Here is a 19,853-nt window from a genome sequence, read left to right on the forward strand (position 1 = left end):
CGCTTACCGCTTCTCGAATACCGCGATGCTTTCCACGTGCGCGGTGTGCGGGAACATGTCCATCGCACCGGCGCTGACCAGGGTGAAGCCCTGCTCGTTGACCAGGTAGCCGGCATCGCGGGCCAGCGAACCGGGATGGCAGCTTACATAGACGATGCGCTTGAACTGTTTCAACGGCAGCTGCTGCAGCACTTCAATGGCACCCGAACGCGGCGGGTCCAGCAGCAGCTTGTCGAAGCCCTGACGCATCCACGGCGTCTGGCGCTGGTCCTGGGTCAGGTCGGCAGCAAAGAACTGTGCATTGTCCAACCCATTGCGTGCCGCGTTTTCCTTCGCGCGCGCCACCAGCCCGGCCTCCCCTTCCACGCCGACCACTTCGCGTACGGTGCGTGCCAGCGGCAGGGTGAAGTTGCCCAGCCCGCAGAACAGATCGAGCACGCGCTCGTCTGGGCCGGCATCAAGCAGTTCCAGGGCCAGCGCGATCATCTTCACGTTGAGCTTGGCATTGACCTGGATGAAGTCCAACGGGCGGAACGCCAGCTCGACATCCCACGGCGCCAGCTTGAACGACAGCGGCACCTCCGCCGGCCACAGCGGGTGCACCGATTCCACGCCACCGGGCTGCAGCGAAATGGCGAAGCCGTGCTCCTGCCCGAAGGCGGTCCACGCCGCACGGTCGGCATCGCTGAGTGGCTGCATGTGGCGGATGGTGAGCATGATCGCGTCATCGCCGGCGATGAATTCGATCTGCGGGATATCGCGCTTGCCGTCCAGGGTTTCGATGAACGCGGCCATCACCCCGACCTTGCTGCCGATCTCCGGGATCACGGTCAGGCACTGCGACAGGTCGGCGACGAAGCGCGGATCCTGCTCGCGGAAGCCAACCAGGGTCTTGTCCTTCTTCTCCACCCGGCGCACCGAGAACCGGCCCTTGCGACGGTAGCCCCAACTGTCGCCCACCAGCGGCGGCAATACCGTGCCGGGGGTGACATGGCCGATCCGGGTCAGGTTGTCCATCAGCACCCGCTGCTTGGCCACGATCTGCTGCGACTCCTCCAGATGCTGCAGTACGCAGCCGGCGCATACGCCGAAATGCGGGCAGCGCGGCGTCACCCGCTGCGGCGAGGGCTGCAGCACCTCCAGGGTGCGGGCCTCGTCGAAATGGCGGTTGCGGGCCGTCGGTTCAGCGCTGACCACTTCGCCCGGCAGCGCGCCGGTGATGAAGGTGACCTTGCTGCCCTCGCCTTCGCGGCGGGCCACGCCACGGCCATCGTGGCTGAGGTCGAGAATGTCGGTCTGGAACGGCGTACGGTCGAGGCGGGAGCGGGTTCGGGCCACGTGGCAACAGGCTGCGGGCAAAAAGGGTGCGTATTGTCGCAGATACGCAGCGTGGACTGCCAAATGCAGCGCTGGAACCGCTTGCAGCGCGCGCGCGCATGTTTAATATGGCGCATAGCTGACATGGAGGCAGCCCCAAATGCAGATGACCCCGCGGGATCCGATGCCCCGATTCCTGCTCGTCGAGGACGACACCATCAGCCGCGGCTTCTTCAAGGCCGCGCTGGAAACCCTGCCCGCCGAGGTGGACACCGCCGATTCGCTGGCCACGGCCATGGATCGCGCACGCAGCGGCCAGCACGACCTGTGGCTGATCGACGTCAACCTGCCCGATGGCAACGGCACCGAACTGCTTCAGCAACTGCGCCGTTCGCGCCCGGATACGCCGGCGCTGGCGCATACCGCCGACGGCGATACCAGCATCCACGCGCGGCTGCGCGATGCCGGCTTCAGCGAAACGCTGGTCAAGCCGCTCACGGGCGAGCAGCTGCTCAAGGCGGTGCGCCGCGCACTGGTCAACAGCCCCGGCAGCGCGCCGTCGACACTGGGCGGCGGTGCGGAGGCCGAGCGCGAGGACTGGGACGAAATCACCGCCCTGGCCGCGCTGAATGGGCAACGCCACCACCTGATCGCGTTGCGCGAGCTGTTCCTGGCCGAGCTGCCCGGGGTCCGCGATGCGGTCGCCCAGGCCCTGCTGCAGCAGGATGTGCGCGCGCTGCACGGGCAGCTGCACCGGCTCCAGGCCAGCTGTGGTTTTGTCGGCGCGGCGCGGCTGGCCCGCGCAGTGCGGCAGCTGCACCAGGCGCCGCAGTCCAGTGGCGCGCATACGCGGTTCCAGGCGGCGGTGGAATCGTTATTGCATTGAGACCGAGGCCGAGGCAGAGGCAGAGGCAGCCGGGCATGGTCCGGCTCTACCCGGGACAAAGGCAGAGGCAGCCGGGCATGGCCCGGCTCTACCGAGCCGCGCGTAGCTGGGCATGGTCTGGCTCTACCGGGGCGGGGGCGGTCGGGCGTGGTTCTGGGCGCTCGGTCAGCGGCGGCGCGCCAGGTCTTCGAGCATTTCCCAGGATTTGAGCCCACGGCCGCCCAGATGGTGCAGCAGCACCGCGCGCATGCCGCGGCGCAGGCTGGCCAGGTCGTCGGCTCCTGGCTGGCGGTCGTCGGCCAGCGCTAGCAGTGCGCTGCCGGTCGCGGTGCCCCGGCGAGGGTCGGTGCCGCGCTCGCTGAGCAGCCGGCGCGGTCCCTCCTGCGGGTCCAGTTCGTAGCGGGCCGCCGGGTCGATCGGTTCGCCCTCGCTGCCATGGGCCAGATCGAACCCGAACCCGAGCGCTTCGAGCAGGTCACGCTCGAACCGTCGCAGCGTCCAGGCCAGCGGTTCGGCGTCGCGCAGCCGTTGGCGCACCAGGCCGTAATGGTCGTACAGCTCGGGCAGCGGGTCCTGGCGGGGCGCCAGCCGCATGATCAGTTCGTTGATGTAGAAGCCGGCCAGCATCGTCTCGCCGCCGAGTCGTGGCGCCGCATCGAGTGCCTCGGCGCCCCGCAGCTGGGCCAGTTCGCCCCGCTGCACCGCGCTGAAACGGATCCATTGCAGCGGCTGCAGGGCCGCGCGCAGCGCCTGGCTGCGCGGGCTGCTGACGCCACGCGCGAGCAGGCCGAGCCGACCATGCTGTTCGGTCAGCACTTCCACCAGCAGGCTGGTTTCCCGCCAAGCCCGGGCATGCAGCACGAAAGCAGGTTCGTCGTCGATGCGCATGGCTCAGCCGTCAACGGCAGGCGGGGGACAGGCCGGCGGCCGTCGGTGGACGGCACGCCTGCCCGGCTTATTCGTAGCCGAAGGCCTTCAGCGCGGCTTCGTCGTCGGACCAGCCTTCACGCACGCGCACCCAGGTTTCCAGGAACACCTTGGCGCCGAACAGCCGTTCCATCTGCATGCGCGACTTGGCGCCGATGTCCTTCAGGCGGGTGCCGCCCTTGCCGATCACGATGGCCTTCTGGCCTTCGCGTTCGACCCAGATCACCGCGCCGATGCGCAGCAGGTTGCCGTCTTCGACGAAGCGCTCGATCTCCACCGTGGTGGCGTACGGCAGCTCTTCGCCGAGCTGGCGCATCAGCTGCTCACGGACCAGCTCGCCGGCCAGGAAACGCTGGCTGCGGTCGGTGATCTCATCCTCGCCGAACATCGGCGGGGCTTCGGGCAGCAGCTTGAGCAGGTCGCGCACCAGCGCGTCCAGGCCGTTGCGCTTCTGCGCCGAAATCGGGTGCACGGCAGCGAAGCTGCGGCCTTCGGTGACCTGCTGCAGGAACGGCAGCAGCGCGGCCTTGTCCTTCAGCCGGTCGACCTTGTTGACCACCAGCACCACCGGGATGCCGGAGTCGCTGAGCACGTTGAAGGCCAGGGTGTCCTCCTCGTCCCAGCGGCCGGCTTCGATCACCAGCATGCCCGCGTCCACGCCTTCCAGCGAGCCGCGCGCGGCGCGGTTCATCACCCGGTTCATGGCGCGCTTCTGCACGCGGTGCAGGCCGGGCGTGTCCACCAGCACCAGCTGCCCTTCCGGGTAGCTGGCGATGCCGAGCAGCCGGTGCCGCGTGGTCTGCGGGCGGTTGGAGACGATGCTGACCTTGGCGCCCACCAGGGCGTTGGTCAGGGTGGATTTGCCGACATTGGGGCGGCCGATGACCGCCACGCTGCCACAATGATGGGGAATTGCTTCGCTCACTTGGAATCCAGTTGCTCGAGGGCGGCCGCAGCCGCCTGTTGTTCGGCCAGCCGTCGCGAGGCACCTTCGCCTTCGGTGCTGACAGCGGGATCGGCTACGCCGCAGCGTACCCGGAAGGTCTTGGCATGATCATCACCCGACTCTGACAGCAGCTCATAGAGCGGCAATGTCTTCTGCCGGGCCTGCAACCATTCCTGCAGGCGGGTCTTGGGGTCTTTTTCGGGCTTGCCGGTGGCCGGCAGCGCATCCATCGAGGGGCCGAACCAGGGCAGCACGACGCTCTGGCAGGCGTGGAAGCCGGCGTCCAGGTAGATCGCGGCCACGACCGCCTCAAGCGCATCGGCCAGGATCGAGTCGCGGCGGTGCCCGCCGGTCTTCATCTCACCCGGCCCCAGGATGAGCCGGTCGCCCAGCGCCAGGGAGCGGGCGATCACCGCCAGCGCGCCTTCGCGTACCAGCTCGGCGCGGGCACGGGTCAGCGCGCCCTCGTCGGCCTTGGGCCAGCGCTGGTACAGTGCCTGGGCCACCATCATGTTGACGATGCTGTCGCCGAGGAACTCCAGCCGCTCATTGTTGGGCGTGCCGGCACTGCGATGCGTCAGGGCCTGCTGGAGCAGGCCCGGATCCTGGAAGGGGTGGCCGACAGGGTCACCGCGTTGGAAAGTCTTAGTCGACACCGTTGAGGGTCAATTCCTGGTTCGTATCAAATTTGCCAACCACATCGAGGTTGCCGATCAGTTCGCGGCGGACCTCATAGTTGACCTTCATGTTCCAGCCACCGCTGACGCGGTCGAATTTCACGTTGGCCGGCTTCACGTTTTCCGAGTAGCTGATGTACAGCCGCTTGAAGAACATGTCCTGCACGCGGGCCGGCTCCATGTTGCCCACGCCCGGCTCCTTGGCCAGGCTCTTGAGCGCCGAGCGGACCGCGTAGTACTCCTGGTACATCGGGAACAGCTTCATGCCCACGTACAGGCCGAAACCCACCACGATCAGGACCACCAGGAACGAGGTCAGGGTCATGCCACGCTGCGTGTTCATCGTCTTCATTGCGTTCTCCCCAGATACGCTTGTGTGATGGATCAATTGATGCTCGAGCCGATCCGCGAGGGCTCGAAACCGTCCTTGCAGAACCAGCCCGAGCAGTTCAGCCAGATCAGGAACGCCTTGCCGCGCAGGTTCTCCTCCGGCAGCAGGCCCCAGAAGCGGCCGTCATCGCTGTTGTCGCGATTGTCGCCCATCACCAGGTACTTGCCAGCCGGCACGGTCCACTGGCCTTCGCCACGCGGATAGTCGGTCTCCAGCACGGTGTGGGTACGGCCCGGCAGGTGCTCGACCAGCAGCGAGCTGCCCTCGCCCTGGCCGCGATGGCCGGCGTACAGGCCCTTGTTGTCGTACTTGAGCGGCTCGCCGTTGAGGATCAGGCCGTTGCCCTGGAACACGATCTGGTCGCCCGGGATGCCGATCACCCGCTTGATGAAATTCTCGCCCTTGGCCGGATCGGTGTCCGAATGGCCCGGGAAGTGGAACACCACCACGTCGCCGCGCTTGGGCTCGCCCAGCGGCACGATCTTGGCGTTGTTCAACGGCAGGCGCAGGCCATAGGAGAACTTGTTGACCAGGATGAAATCGCCGATCAGCAGGTTGGGCATCATCGAGCTGGACGGGATCTTGTACGGCTCGGCGATGAAGCTGCGCACCACCAGCACGATCGCCAGCACCGGGAAGAACGCCCGGGCGTAGTCGACCATCACCGGCTCGGTGTCCAGCAGGCCGGCGCGCTGGGCGCGGCGCTTGGCGAAGTAGAGCTTCTCGCCGAGCAGGATCAGGCCCGAGGCCAACGTCAATACGACCAGGAGGATCTCAAACAATTTCATGCAGTGTCCTTGGGAACGATTGCAGCGGTGCGGGGGGTGGATCCCTGCGCGCCCGGCGACACCGTCCGGTGCCGCCTGCCGCCGCCGGGAACGCCATCCGGCCTTACTTGTCCATCTGCAGCACGGCCAGGAAGGCTTCCTGCGGGATTTCCACGCGGCCGACCTGCTTCATGCGCTTCTTGCCTTCCTTCTGCTTCTCGAGCAACTTCTTCTTGCGCGAAACGTCGCCACCATAGCACTTGGCCAGCACGTTCTTGCGCATGGCCTTGACCGTGGTGCGGGAGATGATCTGCGAGCCGACGGCGGCCTGGATGGCCACGTCGAACTGCTGCCGGGGGATCAGCTCCTTCATCTTTTCGCACAGCTCGCGGCCGCGGCGGTCGGCGTGGCTGCGGTGCACGATCAGCGACAGCGCGTCGACCTTGTCGCCGTTGATCAGCACGTCCACGCGGACGAACGGGCCGGCATCGAAGCGCACGAAGTGGTAGTCCAGCGAGGCGTAGCCACGGCTGACCGACTTCAGCTTGTCGAAGAAGTCCAGCACCACTTCGGCCATCGGCAGCTCGTAGCTGATCTGCACCTGGCTGCCCAGGTAGTTGATGCCGATCTGGCTGCCGCGCTTTTCTTCGCACAGCTTGATGATGTTGCCGATGTACTCCTCGGGGGTGAGCACGTTGGCGCGGATGATCGGCTCGCGGATCTCCTGCACATGGTTCACCGGCGGCAGCTTGGCCGGGTTGTCCATGTTGATGATGCTGCCGTCGGTCTTGAGCACCTCATAGACCACGGTCGGCGCGGTGCTGATCAGGTCCAGGTTGTACTCGCGCTCCAGGCGTTCCTGCACGATTTCCATGTGCAGCATGCCGAGGAAGCCGCAGCGGAAGCCGAAGCCCATCGCCTCGGAGCTTTCCGGCTCGAAACGCAGCGCGGCATCGTTCAGGCGCAGCTTGTCCAGCGCTTCGCGCAGGTCCGGGTAGTCTTCGGCATCGACCGGGAACAGGCCGGCGAACACGCGCGGCTGCATTTCCTGGAAGCCCGGCAGCGGGGTGGACGCCGGATCGGCGGCCAGGGTCAGCGTGTCGCCGACCGGCGCGCCATGCACGTCCTTGATGCTGGCCGTCACCCAGCCCACTTCACCGGCACCCAGCGTCGGCAGCACCTTGCGCTTGGGGGTGAACACGCCGACGTTGTCGACCTGGTGGTTGCGTCCCGTGGACATCACCTGCAGCTTGTCGCCGGCCTTGATCTGGCCCTGCATCACGCGCACCAGCGAGACCACGCCCAGGTAGTTGTCGAACCACGAGTCGATGATCAGCGCCTGCAGTTTGTCGGTATCGCGCGGCACCGGCGGCGGAATGCGATGCACGATCGCCTCCAGCACATCCACCACGTTCAGGCCGGTCTTGGCACTGACCGCCACCGCGTCGGTGGCATCGATGCCGATCACCGCCTCGATCTCGGCCTTGGCCCGTTCGATGTCGGCGGTGGGCAGGTCGATCTTGTTGATCACCGGCACCACTTCCAGACCCTGTTCCACCGCCGTGTAGCAGTTGGCGACCGACTGCGCTTCCACGCCCTGGGCCGCATCGACCACCAGCAGCGCGCCTTCGCAGGCGGCTAGCGAGCGGCTGACTTCATAGGAGAAGTCGACGTGCCCGGGGGTGTCGATGAAGTTCAGGTGGTAGGTCTGGCCGTCTTTGGCGACATACGGCAGCGAGACCGACTGGGCCTTGATGGTGATGCCACGCTCGCGCTCGATCGGGTTGGAGTCGAGCACCTGCGCCTCCATTTCGCGGGCCTGGAGGCCGCCGCAAAGCTGGATGATGCGATCGGCCAGCGTGGACTTGCCGTGGTCGACGTGGGCGATGATGGAGAAGTTGCGGATGAACCGCATCGAATCAGAAGACATAGGTGGCGGCGGCGCGTCGCGTCGTCAGGATGACTGCGGATTATCGCATGGCCGGCCCGGTCCCGCGTGGGCCATTGCGCGAATGACGTGAATGGCGCCCGAAAACGACCGGGCCCGCCGAAGCGGGCCCGGAGACGTAACGTTGGCGGGGATTTACTGCCCGGCCTTGACCGGAACGAAGGCGCTGTTGCCATTGGCGCGGATCAGCAGCATGACCACATCGCCCTTGCTGTAACCGGCCAGCGCCTTGTTCAGCGCGGCCACGCTCCCGACCGGGGTACGCCCGACCTGCAGCACCACCATGCCCGGCGAAAGGCCGGCATCGCGCGCCGACTGGCCATTTACCCGGGTGACCCGCACGCCTTCGCCCGAGGACAACCCCAGCTGCTGGCGCTGCGGCGCGGTCAGGTCGACTACCTCCAGCCCCAACAAGGCGTTGGCGCCGGTCTCCGGCTTGGCCACTTCGGCCGCCGGACGGTCCGGGCCGCGCTCGGCATCCTCGGCCAGTTCGGTCAGGGTCGCGGTGATCTCGCGCTCCTTGCCATCGCGCAGCACGTTGATGCGCACCTTGGTACCCGGCGGCAGCGCACCGATCAACGGGGGCAGATCGCTGGAAACATTGATCGGCGTGCCATTGACCGAGCGGATGACATCGCCCACTTCCAGCCCGGACTTGGCGGCAGCACTGCCGGGGACAAGCTGGTTGACCAGGGCACCGCGGCTGTCGGGCAGCTTGAAGCCCTGCGCCACATCGGCGGTGACCGCCCCGACCATCGCGCCCAGCTGGCCACGGGTGACCCGGCCGCTCTTCTTGATCTGCTCGACCGCGCCCATGGCCAGGTCGATCGGGATCGCGAAGCTGATGCCCATGTAGCCACCGGAGGCGGAGAAGATCTGCGAGTTGATGCCGACCACTTCGCCGCGGGTATTGAGCAGCGGACCGCCCGAATTGCCCTGGTTGATGGCCACGTCGGTCTGGATGAACGGCACGTAGCGCTGGTCCGCGCCGCCGGTGCTGCGCCCCACCGCGCTGACCACGCCGGCGGTGACCGAGTGGTCCAGGCCGAACGGCGAACCGATCGCCACCACCCACTGGCCCGGCTTGAGCGTGTTGGAGTCGCCCACGCGCACGGTCGGCAGGTTCCTGCCGTCGATCTTGAGCAGCGCCACGTCGTACTGCTGGTCGCTGCCGATCACTTTGGCGGTGAACTCGCGGCGGTCGCCAAGCTTGACCTTCACTTCGCTGGCATCGGCGACCACGTGGTAGTTGGTCAGCACGTAGCCGTCGGCGGAGATGATGAAGCCCGAGCCCATGCCGCGGCCCTGGATGCGCGGACTGTCGTCCTGGCCACCGGGGCCCTGCCCCGGCATCTGGAAATCGGGGCCGAAGAAGCGGCGGAAGAACTCGGGCATCTCATCGTCGCCCCCCGGGCCCATGCCGCGGGCCTGGCGGTTGCTGCGCACGATGGTGGTTTCGACGTTGACCACGCCAGGACCCACCTGTTCCACCAGGTTGGTGAAGTCCGGCAGGCCGCTGACCAGTTGCGGAGCAGGCGCGCGCGGTGCTGCGGCAGGGGTGGCAACAGCGGATGCGGTCGGGGCCGGTGCCTGGGCGCAGGCCATCAGCGGCAGGGTCAGGGCCAACAGGGTCATGGCCTGGGTACGCATGCGTGGGGTCATCAGACTCGAGCCTCCGGGTCAGTAAGCAGGGAAAAGGACAGCGTTCCGGCCGAACGGCCGGGCGCAGGGGAGATCGGGGAGGGAAACGCGGTGGCGCTCAGTCGCGGTGCCTGCGCGGGGTCGGCACGCTCGGTTCGGATTCCTGCAGGCGCGGCTCGAAGGGATAGAACGCGGCCTGCGGCTCCTGCGTGGAGAAACTGGCATTGAGTGCACCGCCGGCCGGGGCCAGGGTGGAGCGCGGCCACGGTTTGGCCTGCAGGCTGGCGACGTCACCGAACGGCAGCTGGCGGGGCGTCGCCGTAGCATGGGCGGCAGCGGGCGGCAGGGTCGGGGCCAGCGGCGCCTGGCTGGCCAGCGCGCGCTGCGGCTCGGCGCTGCGCGCGGCGGCGCTGCGGGCAACCTGCTGGGTGCGGGTGGCGCTGGCCCGGCGTGCTGCGGCCACGTCCTGGCGGCGACTGGCGGCAGCAACCGCAGCGGCCGGGGCCGCGGCCATCGCCACGGCCGCTTCCACCGGTGCTGCGGGGGTCGCCGGAGCAGCCTTGGGGAGTTCGGCCTGGCTGGCAATGATGGTGGTGGTCGGCGGATCCAGCGGGGCCTGGCTGGGCAGTTGTTCGCGGGTCATGAACATCGCCACGGCCGCCACCGAGGCGGCCAAGGCCGCGCCACCGCCCCAGCGGCGCCAGCCACGGCGGGTTTCACGGGAACGCGCGGTGGCTGCGGGCGCCAGCGGCGCCGGTTCAGCGGCAACCGCGCCACGCACGCGCTCGGCGAAATCCAGCGGTGCCGGCGCGCAGGCCTGGCCACGCAGCACGTCGCCCAGCAACTGCCAACGCTCGTGGCAGCCGGCCAGGGCGTCGTCGTGCTCGAGCCGGCGCAGCATGAAGCGCGCTTCGTCAGCGGACAGCGCGCCATCGATCAGCGCCGACAGCTGCTGGCGATTGTGGTCATCGAGTTTGTCCGGCGCAGCGCCGGTGGATCCAGGGTTGTTCATGTGGTGGCTCATACGCGGCTCTTCTCGCGGGTGGCACTGCCGACATCCAGCAGTGGCCGAAGTTCAGTGTCGATCGCTTCGCGGGCGCGGAAAATCCGCGAGCGCACGGTGCCGATCGGGCACCCCATCTTCTGCGCGATGTCTTCGTAGCTCAGCCCGTCCACCTCGCGCAGGGTGATGGCCGATCGCAGTTCCTCCGGCAGCGCCGATACCGCCTTCATCACTGTCTGCTCCAGCTCCTGGCGCATCAACTCCCGTTCGGGCGTGTCGGTGTCGCGCAGCCGGGTGCCGCTGTCGAACTGTTCGGCATCGCCAATGTCGATGTCATCGGTGGGTGGGCGGCGGTTGTGGGCAGCAAGGTGGTTTTTGGCAGTGTTCACGGCAATCCGGTGCAACCAGGTATAGAACTGGGCGTCGCCACGGAAACTGCCGATCGCGCGATACGCGCGGACGAACGTGTCCTGGGCGACGTCCTGACACTCACTCCAGTCGGCGATGTAGCGCCCGATCAGTGCAATGATCCGATGCTGGTACTTGCGCACCAGGACATCGAAGGCCGCACTCTCGCCGCGCTGCACGCGCCGGACCAGCTCCAGGTCCAGCTCCTGTGGTGTTTCAACCTCGGCCATGTGGGGCCGCACTCCTGTCAGCCCGACCAACGTCGAGCAATGAGACTGCCAATCCCGGGAAAAGTTCAGCGACCGATCACACGACGCCGCACCAGCTTTTAACCACCGTTCCGTTAAGGTTCCCGTTCACGGCAATGATCCGGGCCTTCCCCTCCTCCAGCTATAGGGATTTGACGGGGAGGAAACAACCTCTGGATCATAGCCCCCTTCTCCATACACAACCGGATGGAACGTCCCCATGCTTTCAGGCTTCGATGGGCTTCGCTTCTCACATTGGCACCCGCAGATCCGTGATGATGGTGTCGTGGTGCTCAGCCTCGACCGCCAGGACAGCAGCGTCAACGCGATGTCCCAGGACGTGTTGCTGGAACTGGGCGACCTGATCGAACGCATCGCGATGGACCCGCCCAAGGCGGTGGTGATCCAGTCGATCAAGCCGGCCGGGTTCATCGCCGGTGCCGACCTGAAGGAGTTCCAGGAGTTCGACCGACGCGGCACCGTCAACGACGCCATCCGCCGCGGCCAGAGCACCTACCAGAAATTGGCCGAGCTGCCCTGTCCGACCGTCGCGGCGATCCACGGCCATTGCCTGGGCGGCGGCACCGAGCTGGCGCTGGCCTGTCGTTACCGCGTGGCGTCCAACGATGCCTCCACCCGCATCGGCCTGCCGGAGACCCAGCTGGGCATTTTCCCGGGCTGGGGCGGCAGCTCGCGCCTGCCGCAGCTGGTGGGCGCACCCGCGGCGATGGACATGATGTTGACCGGGCGCACCCTGTCGGCCTCGGCGGCGCGCGGAATCGGCCTGGTCGACAAGGTCGTGGCCCCGGCGGTGCTGCTGGATACGGCCGTGGCACTCGCACTGACCGGTACCACCCGCCCGTTCAAGCAGCGCGCCACCGCCTGGGCCACCAATACCTGGCTGGCGCGCAAGCTGCTGGCCCCGCAGATGGCCAAGCAGGTCGCCCGCAAGGCACGCAAGGAGCACTACCCGGCCCCGTACGCGCTGATCAACACCTGGGCGCGCACCGGTGGCAGCCCGATCCAGACCCGCCTGGATGCCGAGCGTCGCGCGGTGGTGAAGCTGGCCAGCACCCCGACCGCGCGCAACCTGATCCGCATCTTCTTCCTCACCGAACGCCTCAAGGCACTCGGTGGCAAGGACCACGGCATCCGCCACGTACACGTGGTCGGTGCCGGCGTGATGGGCGGCGACATCGCCGCGTGGTCGGCCTTCAAGGGCTTCAACGTGACCCTGCAGGATCGCGAGCAGCGCTTCATCGATCCGGCGATGGAACGCGCCCAGGCGCTGTTCGCCAAGAAGGTGAAGGACGACAGCAAGCGCCCGGCCGTGGCCGCCCGCCTCAAGGCCGACCTTGCCGGCGAAGGTGTCGCGCTGGCCGACCTGGTGATCGAGGCGATCATCGAAGACCCGCAGGCCAAGCGTTCGCTGTACCAGACGCTGGAGCCGAAGATGAAGGCCGATGCGCTGCTGACCACCAACACCTCCTCGATCCCGCTGATCGAACTGCGCGACCACATCGAACGTCCGGCGCAGTTCGCCGGCCTGCACTACTTCAATCCGGTCGCGCAGATGCCGCTAGTGGAAATCATCCATCACGACGGCATGGCGCCGGAAACCGAGCGCCGCCTGGCCGCGTTCTGCAAGGCGCTGGGCAAGTTCCCGGTGCCGGTGGCCGGCACCCCCGGCTTCCTGGTCAACCGCGTGCTGTTCCCGTACATGCTCGAAGCCGCCACCGCGTATGCCGAAGGCATTCCCGGCCCGGTGATCGACAAGGCCGCGGTGAAGTTCGGCATGCCGATGGGCCCGATCGAACTGCTCGACACCGTTGGCCTGGACGTCGCCGCCGGCGTGGGCAAGGAACTGGCCCCGTTCCTGGGCCTGCAGATTCCGGCCGCGTTGCAGACCGTCGAGCAGGGCAAGCGCGGCAAGAAGGATGGCCAGGGCATCTACAAGTGGGAGAACGGCCGCGCGCAGAAACCGGACGTGCCGTCCGGCTACGACGCCCCGGCCGACCTCGAAGACCGCCTGATCCTGCCGCTGCTCAACGAAGCGGTGGCGTGCCTGCACGAGGGCGTCGTCGCCGATGCCGACCTGCTCGATGCCGGCGTGATCTTCGGCACCGGTTTCGCGCCCTTCCGCGGCGGCCCGATCCAGTACATCCGCGCCACCGGTGCCGACGCGCTGGTGGAACGCCTGAAGGTGCTGCAGCAGCGCCACGGCGATCGCTTCGCACCGCGCCCGGGCTGGGACGATGCCGTGTTGCGCGAGCCGGTGATCTGAGTTTCCCGCCGATAGAAATGCAATGACGACGCCACCGAAAGGTGGCGTTGTTGTTTGTGGTTTCTCCCCAAAACGGATTTAACGTTCGCAGCCAAGGTGCTCCGTGCACCATGCTTTTCCATGGCGACCCGCCAACTGTCGAGGGCGGGGGCGTGTGGGGGCGCGGGACCGTCACACGCCATGGATGGCGTGTGCGAGCCCCCAGGGATGGGTTTACGGCGTGTCCCGCGCACCCACACGCCCCCGCCCAGCCAACGGGCAGGTGGCGCTTCCGCCTTCCGCCAGCACTGGGCACTACCCGCGTTTCATCGCAACAACCTGTTGCCCTGATGAGGCGTACAGCCCACCCGCCTGCATGCCATCCTGCACCCCTGCCCACGCCAGCGAGAAAGCCCGCATGACGACGATCATTGCTCCCCGCGTCCACGACATCGGCGGCCTGCAGGTGCGCCGCGCCGTGCCGACCCTGCAGGCGCGCAGCGTCGGCCCGTTCGTCTTCGTCGACCAGATGGGCCCGGCCATCCTCGCCCCCGGCACCGGCATCGACGTCCGCCCGCACCCGCACATCGGCCTGGCCACCGTCACCTTCCTCTGGTCTGGTGCCATCGGCCACCGCGACACCCTCGGCTCGGACCAGGTCATCCGCCCCGGCGACGTCAACTGGATGACCGCCGGCCGCGGCATCGCCCATTCCGAACGCACCCCGCCGCCGGAACGCGAACACGACCACCCCATCCACGGCATGCAGACCTGGCTGGCCCTGCCCAGAAGCGCCGAAGAAACCGACCCGGCCTTCTACCACCATGCCGCCGCCACCCTGCCCCAGCAGCGCCGTGACGGCGCCTGGCTGCGCATCATCGCCGGCCGCGCCTATGGCGAAGAATCCCCGGTGAAGGTCTTCGCCGACACCCTCAACGTGGCCATCGACCTGGACCCGGACGCGGAGATCGACCTGGACACCGGACATGTCGAACGCTCGCTTTACATCCTCGAAGGCGAGGCGCAACTGGACGGCATCGACGTGCCCGCCCAGCACCTGATCATTCCCGAACACAACGCGCGCGGCCGCCTGCGTGCCAAGACCCCGGTCAAGGCGATGCTCATGGGCGGCGAACCGCTCGATGCCCCCCGTCACCTGTGGTGGAATTTCGTCTCCAGCTCGCAGGAACGCATCGAACAGGCCAAACACGACTGGGAAGCCGGCCGTTTCGGCAGCATTCCCGGCGACGACAAGGAATTCATTCCCCTGCCAACGTATTGACCGCCCACCGTTCGTCGGCACCTTGACGCCACGCTCACCCCGATGAATCGCGATTCAGCTACGGTCTGCCTGCCCGACCCGGGCATCTGGTGGAGAACGATCGATGAGCATGGGCAAACGTCTGGCCGCGGAGTTCCTCGGCACATTCTGGTTGGTCTTGGGTGGCTGCGGCAGCGCTGTGCTGGCGGCCAAATTCGGCGGTGATGGCAATCCTCTCGGCATCGGCTTCCTCGGTGTCGCCCTGGCCTTCGGCCTGACCGTCCTCACCGGTGCCTACGCGTTCGGCCACGTGTCCGGCGCGCACTTCAATCCGGCGGTCAGCGTCGGCCTCTGGGCCGGCGGCCGCTTCCCCGGCCGCGACCTGCTGCCCTACATCGTCGCCCAGGTCCTGGGCGGCGTGCTGGCCGGCTTCATCCTGCTGCAGATCGCCTCCGGCGCGCCCGGCTTCGCCATCGATGGCAGCCAGGCCGGCGCGTTCGCCAGCAACGGCTACGCCGCCCTGTCGCCCGGCGGCTACAGCGTCGCCGCCGCGTTCCTGTGCGAAGTGGTGCTCACCGCCTTCTTCCTGGTGGTCATCATGGGCGCCACCCACGGCCGCGCCCCGGCCGGCTTCGCCCCCATCGCGATCGGGCTGGCGCTGACCCTGATCCACCTGATCAGCATCCCGGTGACCAACACCTCGGTGAATCCGGCGCGTTCCACCGCCGTGGCGGTGTTTGCCGGCAGTGGCGCGCTCGGCCAGCTGTGGCTGTTCTGGGTGGCCCCGCTGCTGGGCGGTCTGATCGGGGGCATCGCCTACAAATGGATCGGTGCCGAGCCGCGCTGACCGGCAACGGCCGGGGACCGGTTGTACGGCCCCCGGCCGTTTTGTATCACTTGACACGGTTATTTGTAGATCCAGTCACATTCCGTTAAGGTCGAGATCACCACGCCGTCACCTGGCGATGGACGCTTCCGGGGCGCGCATGGGGAAATGCGCAACGTCGGCCAGGGATGTCTGCGGCCACCGGAATCGTCCGCCAGGCGAACGTGCGGCCATTCCGACCTTGGGGGAACCAATGAACATCCTGCGCGCTGCCCTGTGCCTGAGCCTGTCGTTGTCCGCTGCGGCCGCGTCGGCCCAGTCGCCGACCGAATGTCCGTCCCTTCCCGCCAGCAGCGGCCTGAAATGGCAGCAGCAGGCACAGACCGATTTCCTGCTGTGCAAGGCCATTACCGGCGACGGTCGTGAAGTCCTCAGCCTGATACTCAGTGCGCGCAATCCGGACCTGCCGCTGAGCCGTCCGCTGCGCCAGGAAAAGGGTCTGTTTGCCGGGGAATCGCTGTACTGGTACCAGCCCGACCTGGGCGGCCAGCAACCGCCGGGCTACGAAAACCGCCGGATCACGGTGGTCAAGTTCGACAAGAACCGCTACGCGCAGATTTCCCTGTATGCCGGAGATGCGCAGGAGCTGGGGTCGCTGCAGACGCTGACCCAGGGAATGAACCTGACGCCGACCGCGGTTGCCGCAGGGCGCTGAGCAGGATGGGGATGACGTCGCCATCCCCGCGCTTCACCCACGATTCCAGCTTCACCCGTAGCGCCGAGGCGGGCTCGGCGCGTGGTGTCATCCTGCCCTGCTGCGGCCCTGCCGCTGCACGCGATGGCTACACCGGAACGGGAAGCAGCCGAGCATCGCTCGGCTCTACCCTTGTGTCGGTGCCGTCAGAAGCGGCCTTCCTGGAAATCGACGAAGGCCTGCATCAGTTCCTGCCGGGTGTTCATCACGAACGGACCATGGCGCACCACCGGTTCACGCAATGGGCGCCCGGCCACCAGGATCAAACGCGCCCCCTCGGCACCGGCCTGCAGCTGGAGCCGCTCGCCGCCGCCCAGCACCGCCAGTTCCTGACGCGCCACGGGACGCGCATCCTCGCCCTGCCCCACCGTCAACCCACCCTCGAAAACGTAGGCGAACGCGTTGTGCCCTTCGGGCAGCGTGTAGTCCCAGCGCGCGTCTGCGGCCAGGGTGATGTCCAGGTAGACCGGATCGGTCGCCGGCTGCACGATCGGCCCGGTCACCTCGCCGACCTGCCCGGCAATCACCTTCACCTGCACGCCCGCGGCCGGGGTGGCGACCGGAATGCGCTCGGGCGCGAATTCCTGGTACTTCGGCTCGGTCATCTTGTCGCGCGCAGGCAGGTTCACCCACAGCTGGAAGCCGCGCATCTGCCCGGATTCCTGCTCGGGCATCTCCGAATGCACCAGCCCGCGTCCGGCGGTCATCCACTGCACGCTGCCCGGAGTAAGCAGGCCTTCGTTGCCGTGGTTGTCCTTGTGCCGCATGCGTCCGTCGAGCATGTAGGTGACGGTCTCGAAGCCGCGGTGCGGGTGGCTGGGGAAGCCGGCGATGTAATCCTCGGCACGGTCGGTGCCGAATTCGTCGAGCAGCAGGAACGGGTCCAGGTCGGGCAGCGACGGGCCGCCGATCACGCGCGTCAGGCGTACGCCGGCACCGTCGGAGGTGGCCATGCCACGGATGGTGCGCTGCACGCGCACGGGGGTCGGGCTGCTCATCTGAACTCCAGCAAGAAGGTCTCCAGCCCACAAGATGGGCGCGCACGGCCCGGGGGCCAACCGCCACGGCCGCAACCGATTGTTCCAGCGGCAGCGTTCGCACGCCGTGCAGACCGGCCGCGGCACCGGTGCATGGCCGTGCCGGTGCGTCGATCACGTTGCGACCTACGACCAAAGTACTAGCAGCAAGCCACCGCCTTTGCATTGACCCCGCCGGTGCCAGGGCAGACTCTTACGACGATCTCCAGGGAGACGCAATCTCATGAAAGGTTTTTCCAAGCTCGGCTGGGCAGCGCTCGCGCTGCTCGGTGCGTTCTGTCTGGGCGTGGTCGCACTGCGCCGTGGCGAACAGATCAACGCGTTGTGGATCGTGGTCGCCGCGGTGTCGATCTACCTGATCGCCTACCGCTTCTACAGCCTGTTCATCGCCGACAAGGTGATGCAGCTCGACCCGACCCGGGCCACCCCGGCGGTGCTCAACAACGATGGCCTGGACTATGTCCCGACCAACAAGCACGTGCTGTTCGGCCACCACTTCGCCGCCATCGCCGGTGCCGGTCCGCTGGTCGGTCCGGTGCTCGCCGCACAGATGGGCTACCTGCCCGGTCTGCTGTGGCTGGTGGTCGGCGTGGTGCTGGCGGGGGCGGTGCAGGACTTCATGGTCCTGTTCATCTCCAGCCGCCGCAACGGGCGCTCGCTGGGTGACCTGGTGCGCGAGGAAATGGGCCAGGTGCCCGGCACCATCGCGCTGTTCGGCGCGTTCCTGATCATGATCATCATCCTGGCGGTGCTGGCGATGGTGGTGGTCAAGGCGCTGGCCGAGAGTCCGTGGGGCATGTTCACGGTGATTGCGACGATGCCCATCGCGATCATGATGGGCGTGTACATGCGCTACATCCGGCCCGGCAAGATCGGCGAGATCTCGGTGGTCGGGCTGATCCTGCTGCTGGCCGCGATCTGGTTCGGCGGCAAGGTCGCCGCCGATCCGGTGTGGGGCCCGGCCTTCACCTTCACCGGCATCCAGATCACCTGGATGCTGATCGGCTACGGCTTCGTCGCCTCGGTGCTGCCGGTGTGGCTGCTGCTGGCACCGCGCGACTATCTGTCCACCTTCCTCAAGATCGGCACCATCGTGGCGCTGGCGATCGGCATCCTGATCGTGATGCCGGAACTGAAGATGCCGGCGCTGACCCAGTTCGCGGCCAGCGGCGACGGCCCGGTGTGGAAGGGCGGCATGTTCCCGTTCCTGTTCATCACCATCGCCTGCGGCGCCGTGTCCGGCTTCCATGCACTGATCGCCTCGGGCACCACGCCCAAGCTGCTGGCCAATGAGCGCCACATGCGCTACATCGGCTACGGCGGCATGCTGATGGAATCCTTCGTCGCGGTGATGGCACTGGTGGCCGCCTCGATCATCGATCCGGGCATCTACTTCGCCATGAACAGCCCGGCGGCGGTGATCGGTCCGGACGCGGTATCGGCCGCGCACTACATCTCCACCACCTGGGGCTTTGCGATCACGCCCGAGCAGCTGGAAGCCACCGCGCTGGCGATCGGCGAGCCGACCATCCTGCACCGTGCCGGTGGCGCACCGACGCTGGCGGTGGGTATCGCCCAGATCCTGCACCAAGCCATTCCCAGCGGCAGCAACGCGATGATGGCGTTCTGGTACCACTTCGCGATCCTGTTCGAAGCACTGTTCATCCTGACCGCGGTCGATGCCGGTACCCGTGCCGGTCGCTTCATGCTGCAGGACCTGCTGGGCAACTTCGTGCCGGCGCTGAAGAAGACCGAGTCGTGGACGGCGAACATCATCGCCACCGCCGGCTGCGTGGCGCTGTGGGGCTACCTGCTGTACACCGGCGTCAAGGATCCCTTCGGCGGCATCCAGACCTTGTGGCCGCTGTTCGGCATCTCCAACCAGATGCTGGCCGGCATCGCGCTGATGCTCGGAACCGTGGTGCTGTTCAAGATGAAGCGTGATCGCTTTGCCTGGGTGACCGGCGTGCCGGCGGTGTGGCTGCTGATCTGCACCACCTACGCGGGCCTGATCAAGATCTTCGACAAGAACCCGGCCCAGGGCTTCCTGGCCCAGGCGCACAAGTTCCAGGACGCGATCGCCACCGGCACGATCACCGCGCCGGCCAAGAGCCTGGACCAGATGCACCAGATCGTGGTCAACGCCTACGTCAACACCAGCCTGACCGTGCTGTTCCTGTTCGTGGTGTTCTCGATCCTGTTCTATGCGATCAAGACCATCGTGCAGGCGCGACGCACTCCGCAGCGCAGTGACAAGGAAACCCCGTACGTGGCGCTGCAGCCGCACCAGATGGCGGACCTGTGATGAGTACCGAACTGGTTCCCGTTGGTCAGTACCAGGCGCACCGCCGGCTGTGGCGGCGCCTGGTGCAGACCGCACGTCTGTGCTGCGGCATCCCCGACTACGACAACTACGTGCGCCACGTCCTGGAGAATCATCCCGACCGCGTGCCGATGGACTACAAGACCTTCTTCCGCGAGCGCCAGGAGGCGCGTTACGGGGGCAGGAACGGTGGCCGCTGCTGTTGAGGGCGATGCGCGGTGAAGGCAAGG

At 67.2% G+C, this 19,853-nt stretch carries 18 protein-coding genes; 7 read left to right on the forward strand and 11 right to left on the reverse strand.

The window, feature by feature from the left end:
* Window positions 1–3 precede the first annotated feature (3 nt).
* Window positions 4–1,338 (reverse strand): 23S rRNA (uracil(1939)-C(5))-methyltransferase RlmD, encoded by a 1,335-nt coding sequence (rlmD, locus tag RTO53_RS03810; RefSeq protein WP_312236554.1) that lies wholly within the window; start codon window positions 1,336–1,338, stop codon window positions 4–6.
* A 139-nt stretch (window positions 1,339–1,477) separates the two neighbouring features.
* Between rlmD and RTO53_RS03815 the strand changes: the two genes are divergently transcribed.
* Window positions 1,478–2,203 (forward strand): response regulator, encoded by a 726-nt coding sequence (locus tag RTO53_RS03815; protein ID WP_312236555.1) that lies wholly within the window; start codon window positions 1,478–1,480, stop codon window positions 2,201–2,203.
* Window positions 2,204–2,368: 165 nt separating this feature from the next.
* Here the strand turns inward: RTO53_RS03815 and recO are convergent, their stop codons facing one another.
* The 9 genes from recO to rpoE form a co-directional block, all read right to left on the reverse strand.
* Window positions 2,369–3,091 (reverse strand): DNA repair protein RecO, encoded by a 723-nt coding sequence (gene recO / locus RTO53_RS03820; RefSeq protein ID WP_312236556.1) that lies wholly within the window; start codon window positions 3,089–3,091, stop codon window positions 2,369–2,371.
* Window positions 3,092–3,158: 67 nt separating this feature from the next.
* Complete coding sequence (gene era, locus RTO53_RS03825) at window positions 3,159–4,055, reverse strand: GTPase Era (protein ID WP_312236557.1); 897 nt, start codon at window positions 4,053–4,055, stop codon at window positions 3,159–3,161.
* The gene (gene rnc / locus RTO53_RS03830) at window positions 4,052–4,732 is read right to left on the reverse strand and encodes a ribonuclease III (protein WP_312236558.1); all 681 of its coding nucleotides are present in this window, start codon (window positions 4,730–4,732) and stop codon (window positions 4,052–4,054) included. The genes era and rnc overlap by 4 nt, the downstream gene beginning before the upstream one ends.
* Window positions 4,722–5,105: a DUF4845 domain-containing protein gene (locus tag RTO53_RS03835; protein WP_312236559.1), complete on the reverse strand. Its 384-nt coding sequence runs from the start codon at window positions 5,103–5,105 to the stop codon at window positions 4,722–4,724. Before RTO53_RS03835 ends, rnc begins: the two co-directional genes overlap by 11 nt.
* A 32-nt stretch (window positions 5,106–5,137) precedes the next feature.
* Window positions 5,138–5,932 (reverse strand): signal peptidase I, encoded by a 795-nt coding sequence (gene lepB / locus RTO53_RS03840; protein ID WP_256775840.1) that lies wholly within the window; start codon window positions 5,930–5,932, stop codon window positions 5,138–5,140.
* Between the two features lie 103 nt (window positions 5,933–6,035).
* The gene (gene lepA, locus RTO53_RS03845) at window positions 6,036–7,826 is read right to left on the reverse strand and encodes a translation elongation factor 4 (RefSeq protein WP_312236575.1); all 1,791 of its coding nucleotides are present in this window, start codon (window positions 7,824–7,826) and stop codon (window positions 6,036–6,038) included.
* A 168-nt stretch (window positions 7,827–7,994) separates the two neighbouring features.
* Window positions 7,995–9,521 carry a DegQ family serine endoprotease gene (locus RTO53_RS03850; protein ID WP_312236560.1) on the reverse strand — a complete coding sequence of 509 codons (1,527 nt, stop codon included), beginning with the start codon at window positions 9,519–9,521 and terminating at the stop codon, window positions 7,995–7,997.
* Between the two features lie 97 nt (window positions 9,522–9,618).
* Window positions 9,619–10,512 (reverse strand): sigma-E factor negative regulatory protein, encoded by an 894-nt coding sequence (locus RTO53_RS03855; RefSeq protein WP_312236561.1) that lies wholly within the window; start codon window positions 10,510–10,512, stop codon window positions 9,619–9,621.
* A gap of 8 nt (window positions 10,513–10,520) precedes the next feature.
* Window positions 10,521–11,141, reverse strand: a complete 621-nt coding sequence (gene rpoE / locus RTO53_RS03860; RefSeq protein WP_256775837.1) for an RNA polymerase sigma factor RpoE — start codon at window positions 11,139–11,141, stop codon at window positions 10,521–10,523.
* Window positions 11,142–11,379: 238 nt separating this feature from the next.
* On the opposite strand from rpoE, the gene RTO53_RS03865 reads away from it, so the two are divergent.
* The 4 genes from RTO53_RS03865 (at window position 11,380) to RTO53_RS03880 (ending at window position 16,224) form a co-directional block, all read left to right on the forward strand.
* On the forward strand, window positions 11,380–13,443 hold the full coding sequence (locus RTO53_RS03865) for a 3-hydroxyacyl-CoA dehydrogenase NAD-binding domain-containing protein (protein ID WP_312236562.1): 2,064 nt from the start codon (window positions 11,380–11,382) through the stop codon (window positions 13,441–13,443).
* Window positions 13,444–13,840: 397 nt separating this feature from the next.
* Window positions 13,841–14,704, forward strand: a complete 864-nt coding sequence (locus tag RTO53_RS03870) for a pirin family protein (protein WP_312236563.1) — start codon at window positions 13,841–13,843, stop codon at window positions 14,702–14,704.
* A gap of 103 nt (window positions 14,705–14,807) precedes the next feature.
* Window positions 14,808–15,530: an aquaporin Z gene (gene aqpZ / locus RTO53_RS03875; protein ID WP_312236564.1), complete on the forward strand. Its 723-nt coding sequence runs from the start codon at window positions 14,808–14,810 to the stop codon at window positions 15,528–15,530.
* 232 nt (window positions 15,531–15,762) lie between these two features.
* Window positions 15,763–16,224, forward strand: coding sequence for a hypothetical protein (locus RTO53_RS03880; protein WP_312236565.1), 462 nt, complete (start codon window positions 15,763–15,765; stop codon window positions 16,222–16,224).
* Between the two features lie 185 nt (window positions 16,225–16,409).
* On the opposite strand, the gene RTO53_RS03885 is transcribed toward RTO53_RS03880, so the two are convergent.
* Entirely contained in the window at window positions 16,410–17,261 is an 852-nt protein-coding gene (locus tag RTO53_RS03885) for a pirin family protein (RefSeq protein WP_312236566.1), read from the reverse strand.
* A gap of 262 nt (window positions 17,262–17,523) precedes the next feature.
* On the opposite strand from RTO53_RS03885, the gene RTO53_RS03890 reads away from it, so the two are divergent.
* Entirely contained in the window at window positions 17,524–19,605 is a 2,082-nt protein-coding gene (locus RTO53_RS03890; protein ID WP_312236567.1) for a carbon starvation CstA family protein, read from the forward strand.
* Window positions 19,605–19,829 carry a CstA-like transporter-associated (seleno)protein gene (locus RTO53_RS03895; RefSeq protein ID WP_256775765.1) on the forward strand — a complete coding sequence of 75 codons (225 nt, stop codon included), beginning with the start codon at window positions 19,605–19,607 and terminating at the stop codon, window positions 19,827–19,829. The genes RTO53_RS03890 and RTO53_RS03895 overlap by 1 nt, the downstream gene beginning before the upstream one ends.
* Window positions 19,830–19,853 lie beyond the last annotated feature (24 nt).

Origin of the sequence: Stenotrophomonas sp. (genome assembly GCF_031995405.1) — a bacterium.
Lineage (GTDB): Bacteria > Pseudomonadota > Gammaproteobacteria > Xanthomonadales > Xanthomonadaceae > Stenotrophomonas.

Coding starts and splice junctions, on each gene's coding strand:
- recO (WP_312236556.1), bottom strand. CDS start 3,091: ATGCGCATCGACGACGAACCTGCTTTCGTGCTGCATGCCCGGGCTTGG.
- RTO53_RS03850 (WP_312236560.1), bottom strand. CDS start 9,521: ATGACCCCACGCATGCGTACCCAGGCCATGACCCTGTTGGCCCTGACC.
- RTO53_RS03880 (WP_312236565.1), top strand. CDS start 15,763: ATGAACATCCTGCGCGCTGCCCTGTGCCTGAGCCTGTCGTTGTCCGCT.
- RTO53_RS03855 (WP_312236561.1), bottom strand. CDS start 10,512: ATGAACAACCCTGGATCCACCGGCGCTGCGCCGGACAAACTCGATGAC.
- RTO53_RS03870 (WP_312236563.1), top strand. CDS start 13,841: ATGACGACGATCATTGCTCCCCGCGTCCACGACATCGGCGGCCTGCAG.
- RTO53_RS03835 (WP_312236559.1), bottom strand. CDS start 5,105: ATGAAGACGATGAACACGCAGCGTGGCATGACCCTGACCTCGTTCCTG.
- RTO53_RS03815 (WP_312236555.1), top strand. CDS start 1,478: ATGCAGATGACCCCGCGGGATCCGATGCCCCGATTCCTGCTCGTCGAG.
- rpoE (WP_256775837.1), bottom strand. CDS start 11,141: ATGGCCGAGGTTGAAACACCACAGGAGCTGGACCTGGAGCTGGTCCGG.
- aqpZ (WP_312236564.1), top strand. CDS start 14,808: ATGAGCATGGGCAAACGTCTGGCCGCGGAGTTCCTCGGCACATTCTGG.
- RTO53_RS03865 (WP_312236562.1), top strand. CDS start 11,380: ATGCTTTCAGGCTTCGATGGGCTTCGCTTCTCACATTGGCACCCGCAG.
- lepA (WP_312236575.1), bottom strand. CDS start 7,826: ATGCGGTTCATCCGCAACTTCTCCATCATCGCCCACGTCGACCACGGC.
- RTO53_RS03895 (WP_256775765.1), top strand. CDS start 19,605: ATGAGTACCGAACTGGTTCCCGTTGGTCAGTACCAGGCGCACCGCCGG.
- lepB (WP_256775840.1), bottom strand. CDS start 5,932: ATGAAATTGTTTGAGATCCTCCTGGTCGTATTGACGTTGGCCTCGGGC.
- RTO53_RS03890 (WP_312236567.1), top strand. CDS start 17,524: ATGAAAGGTTTTTCCAAGCTCGGCTGGGCAGCGCTCGCGCTGCTCGGT.
- RTO53_RS03885 (WP_312236566.1), bottom strand. CDS start 17,261: ATGAGCAGCCCGACCCCCGTGCGCGTGCAGCGCACCATCCGTGGCATG.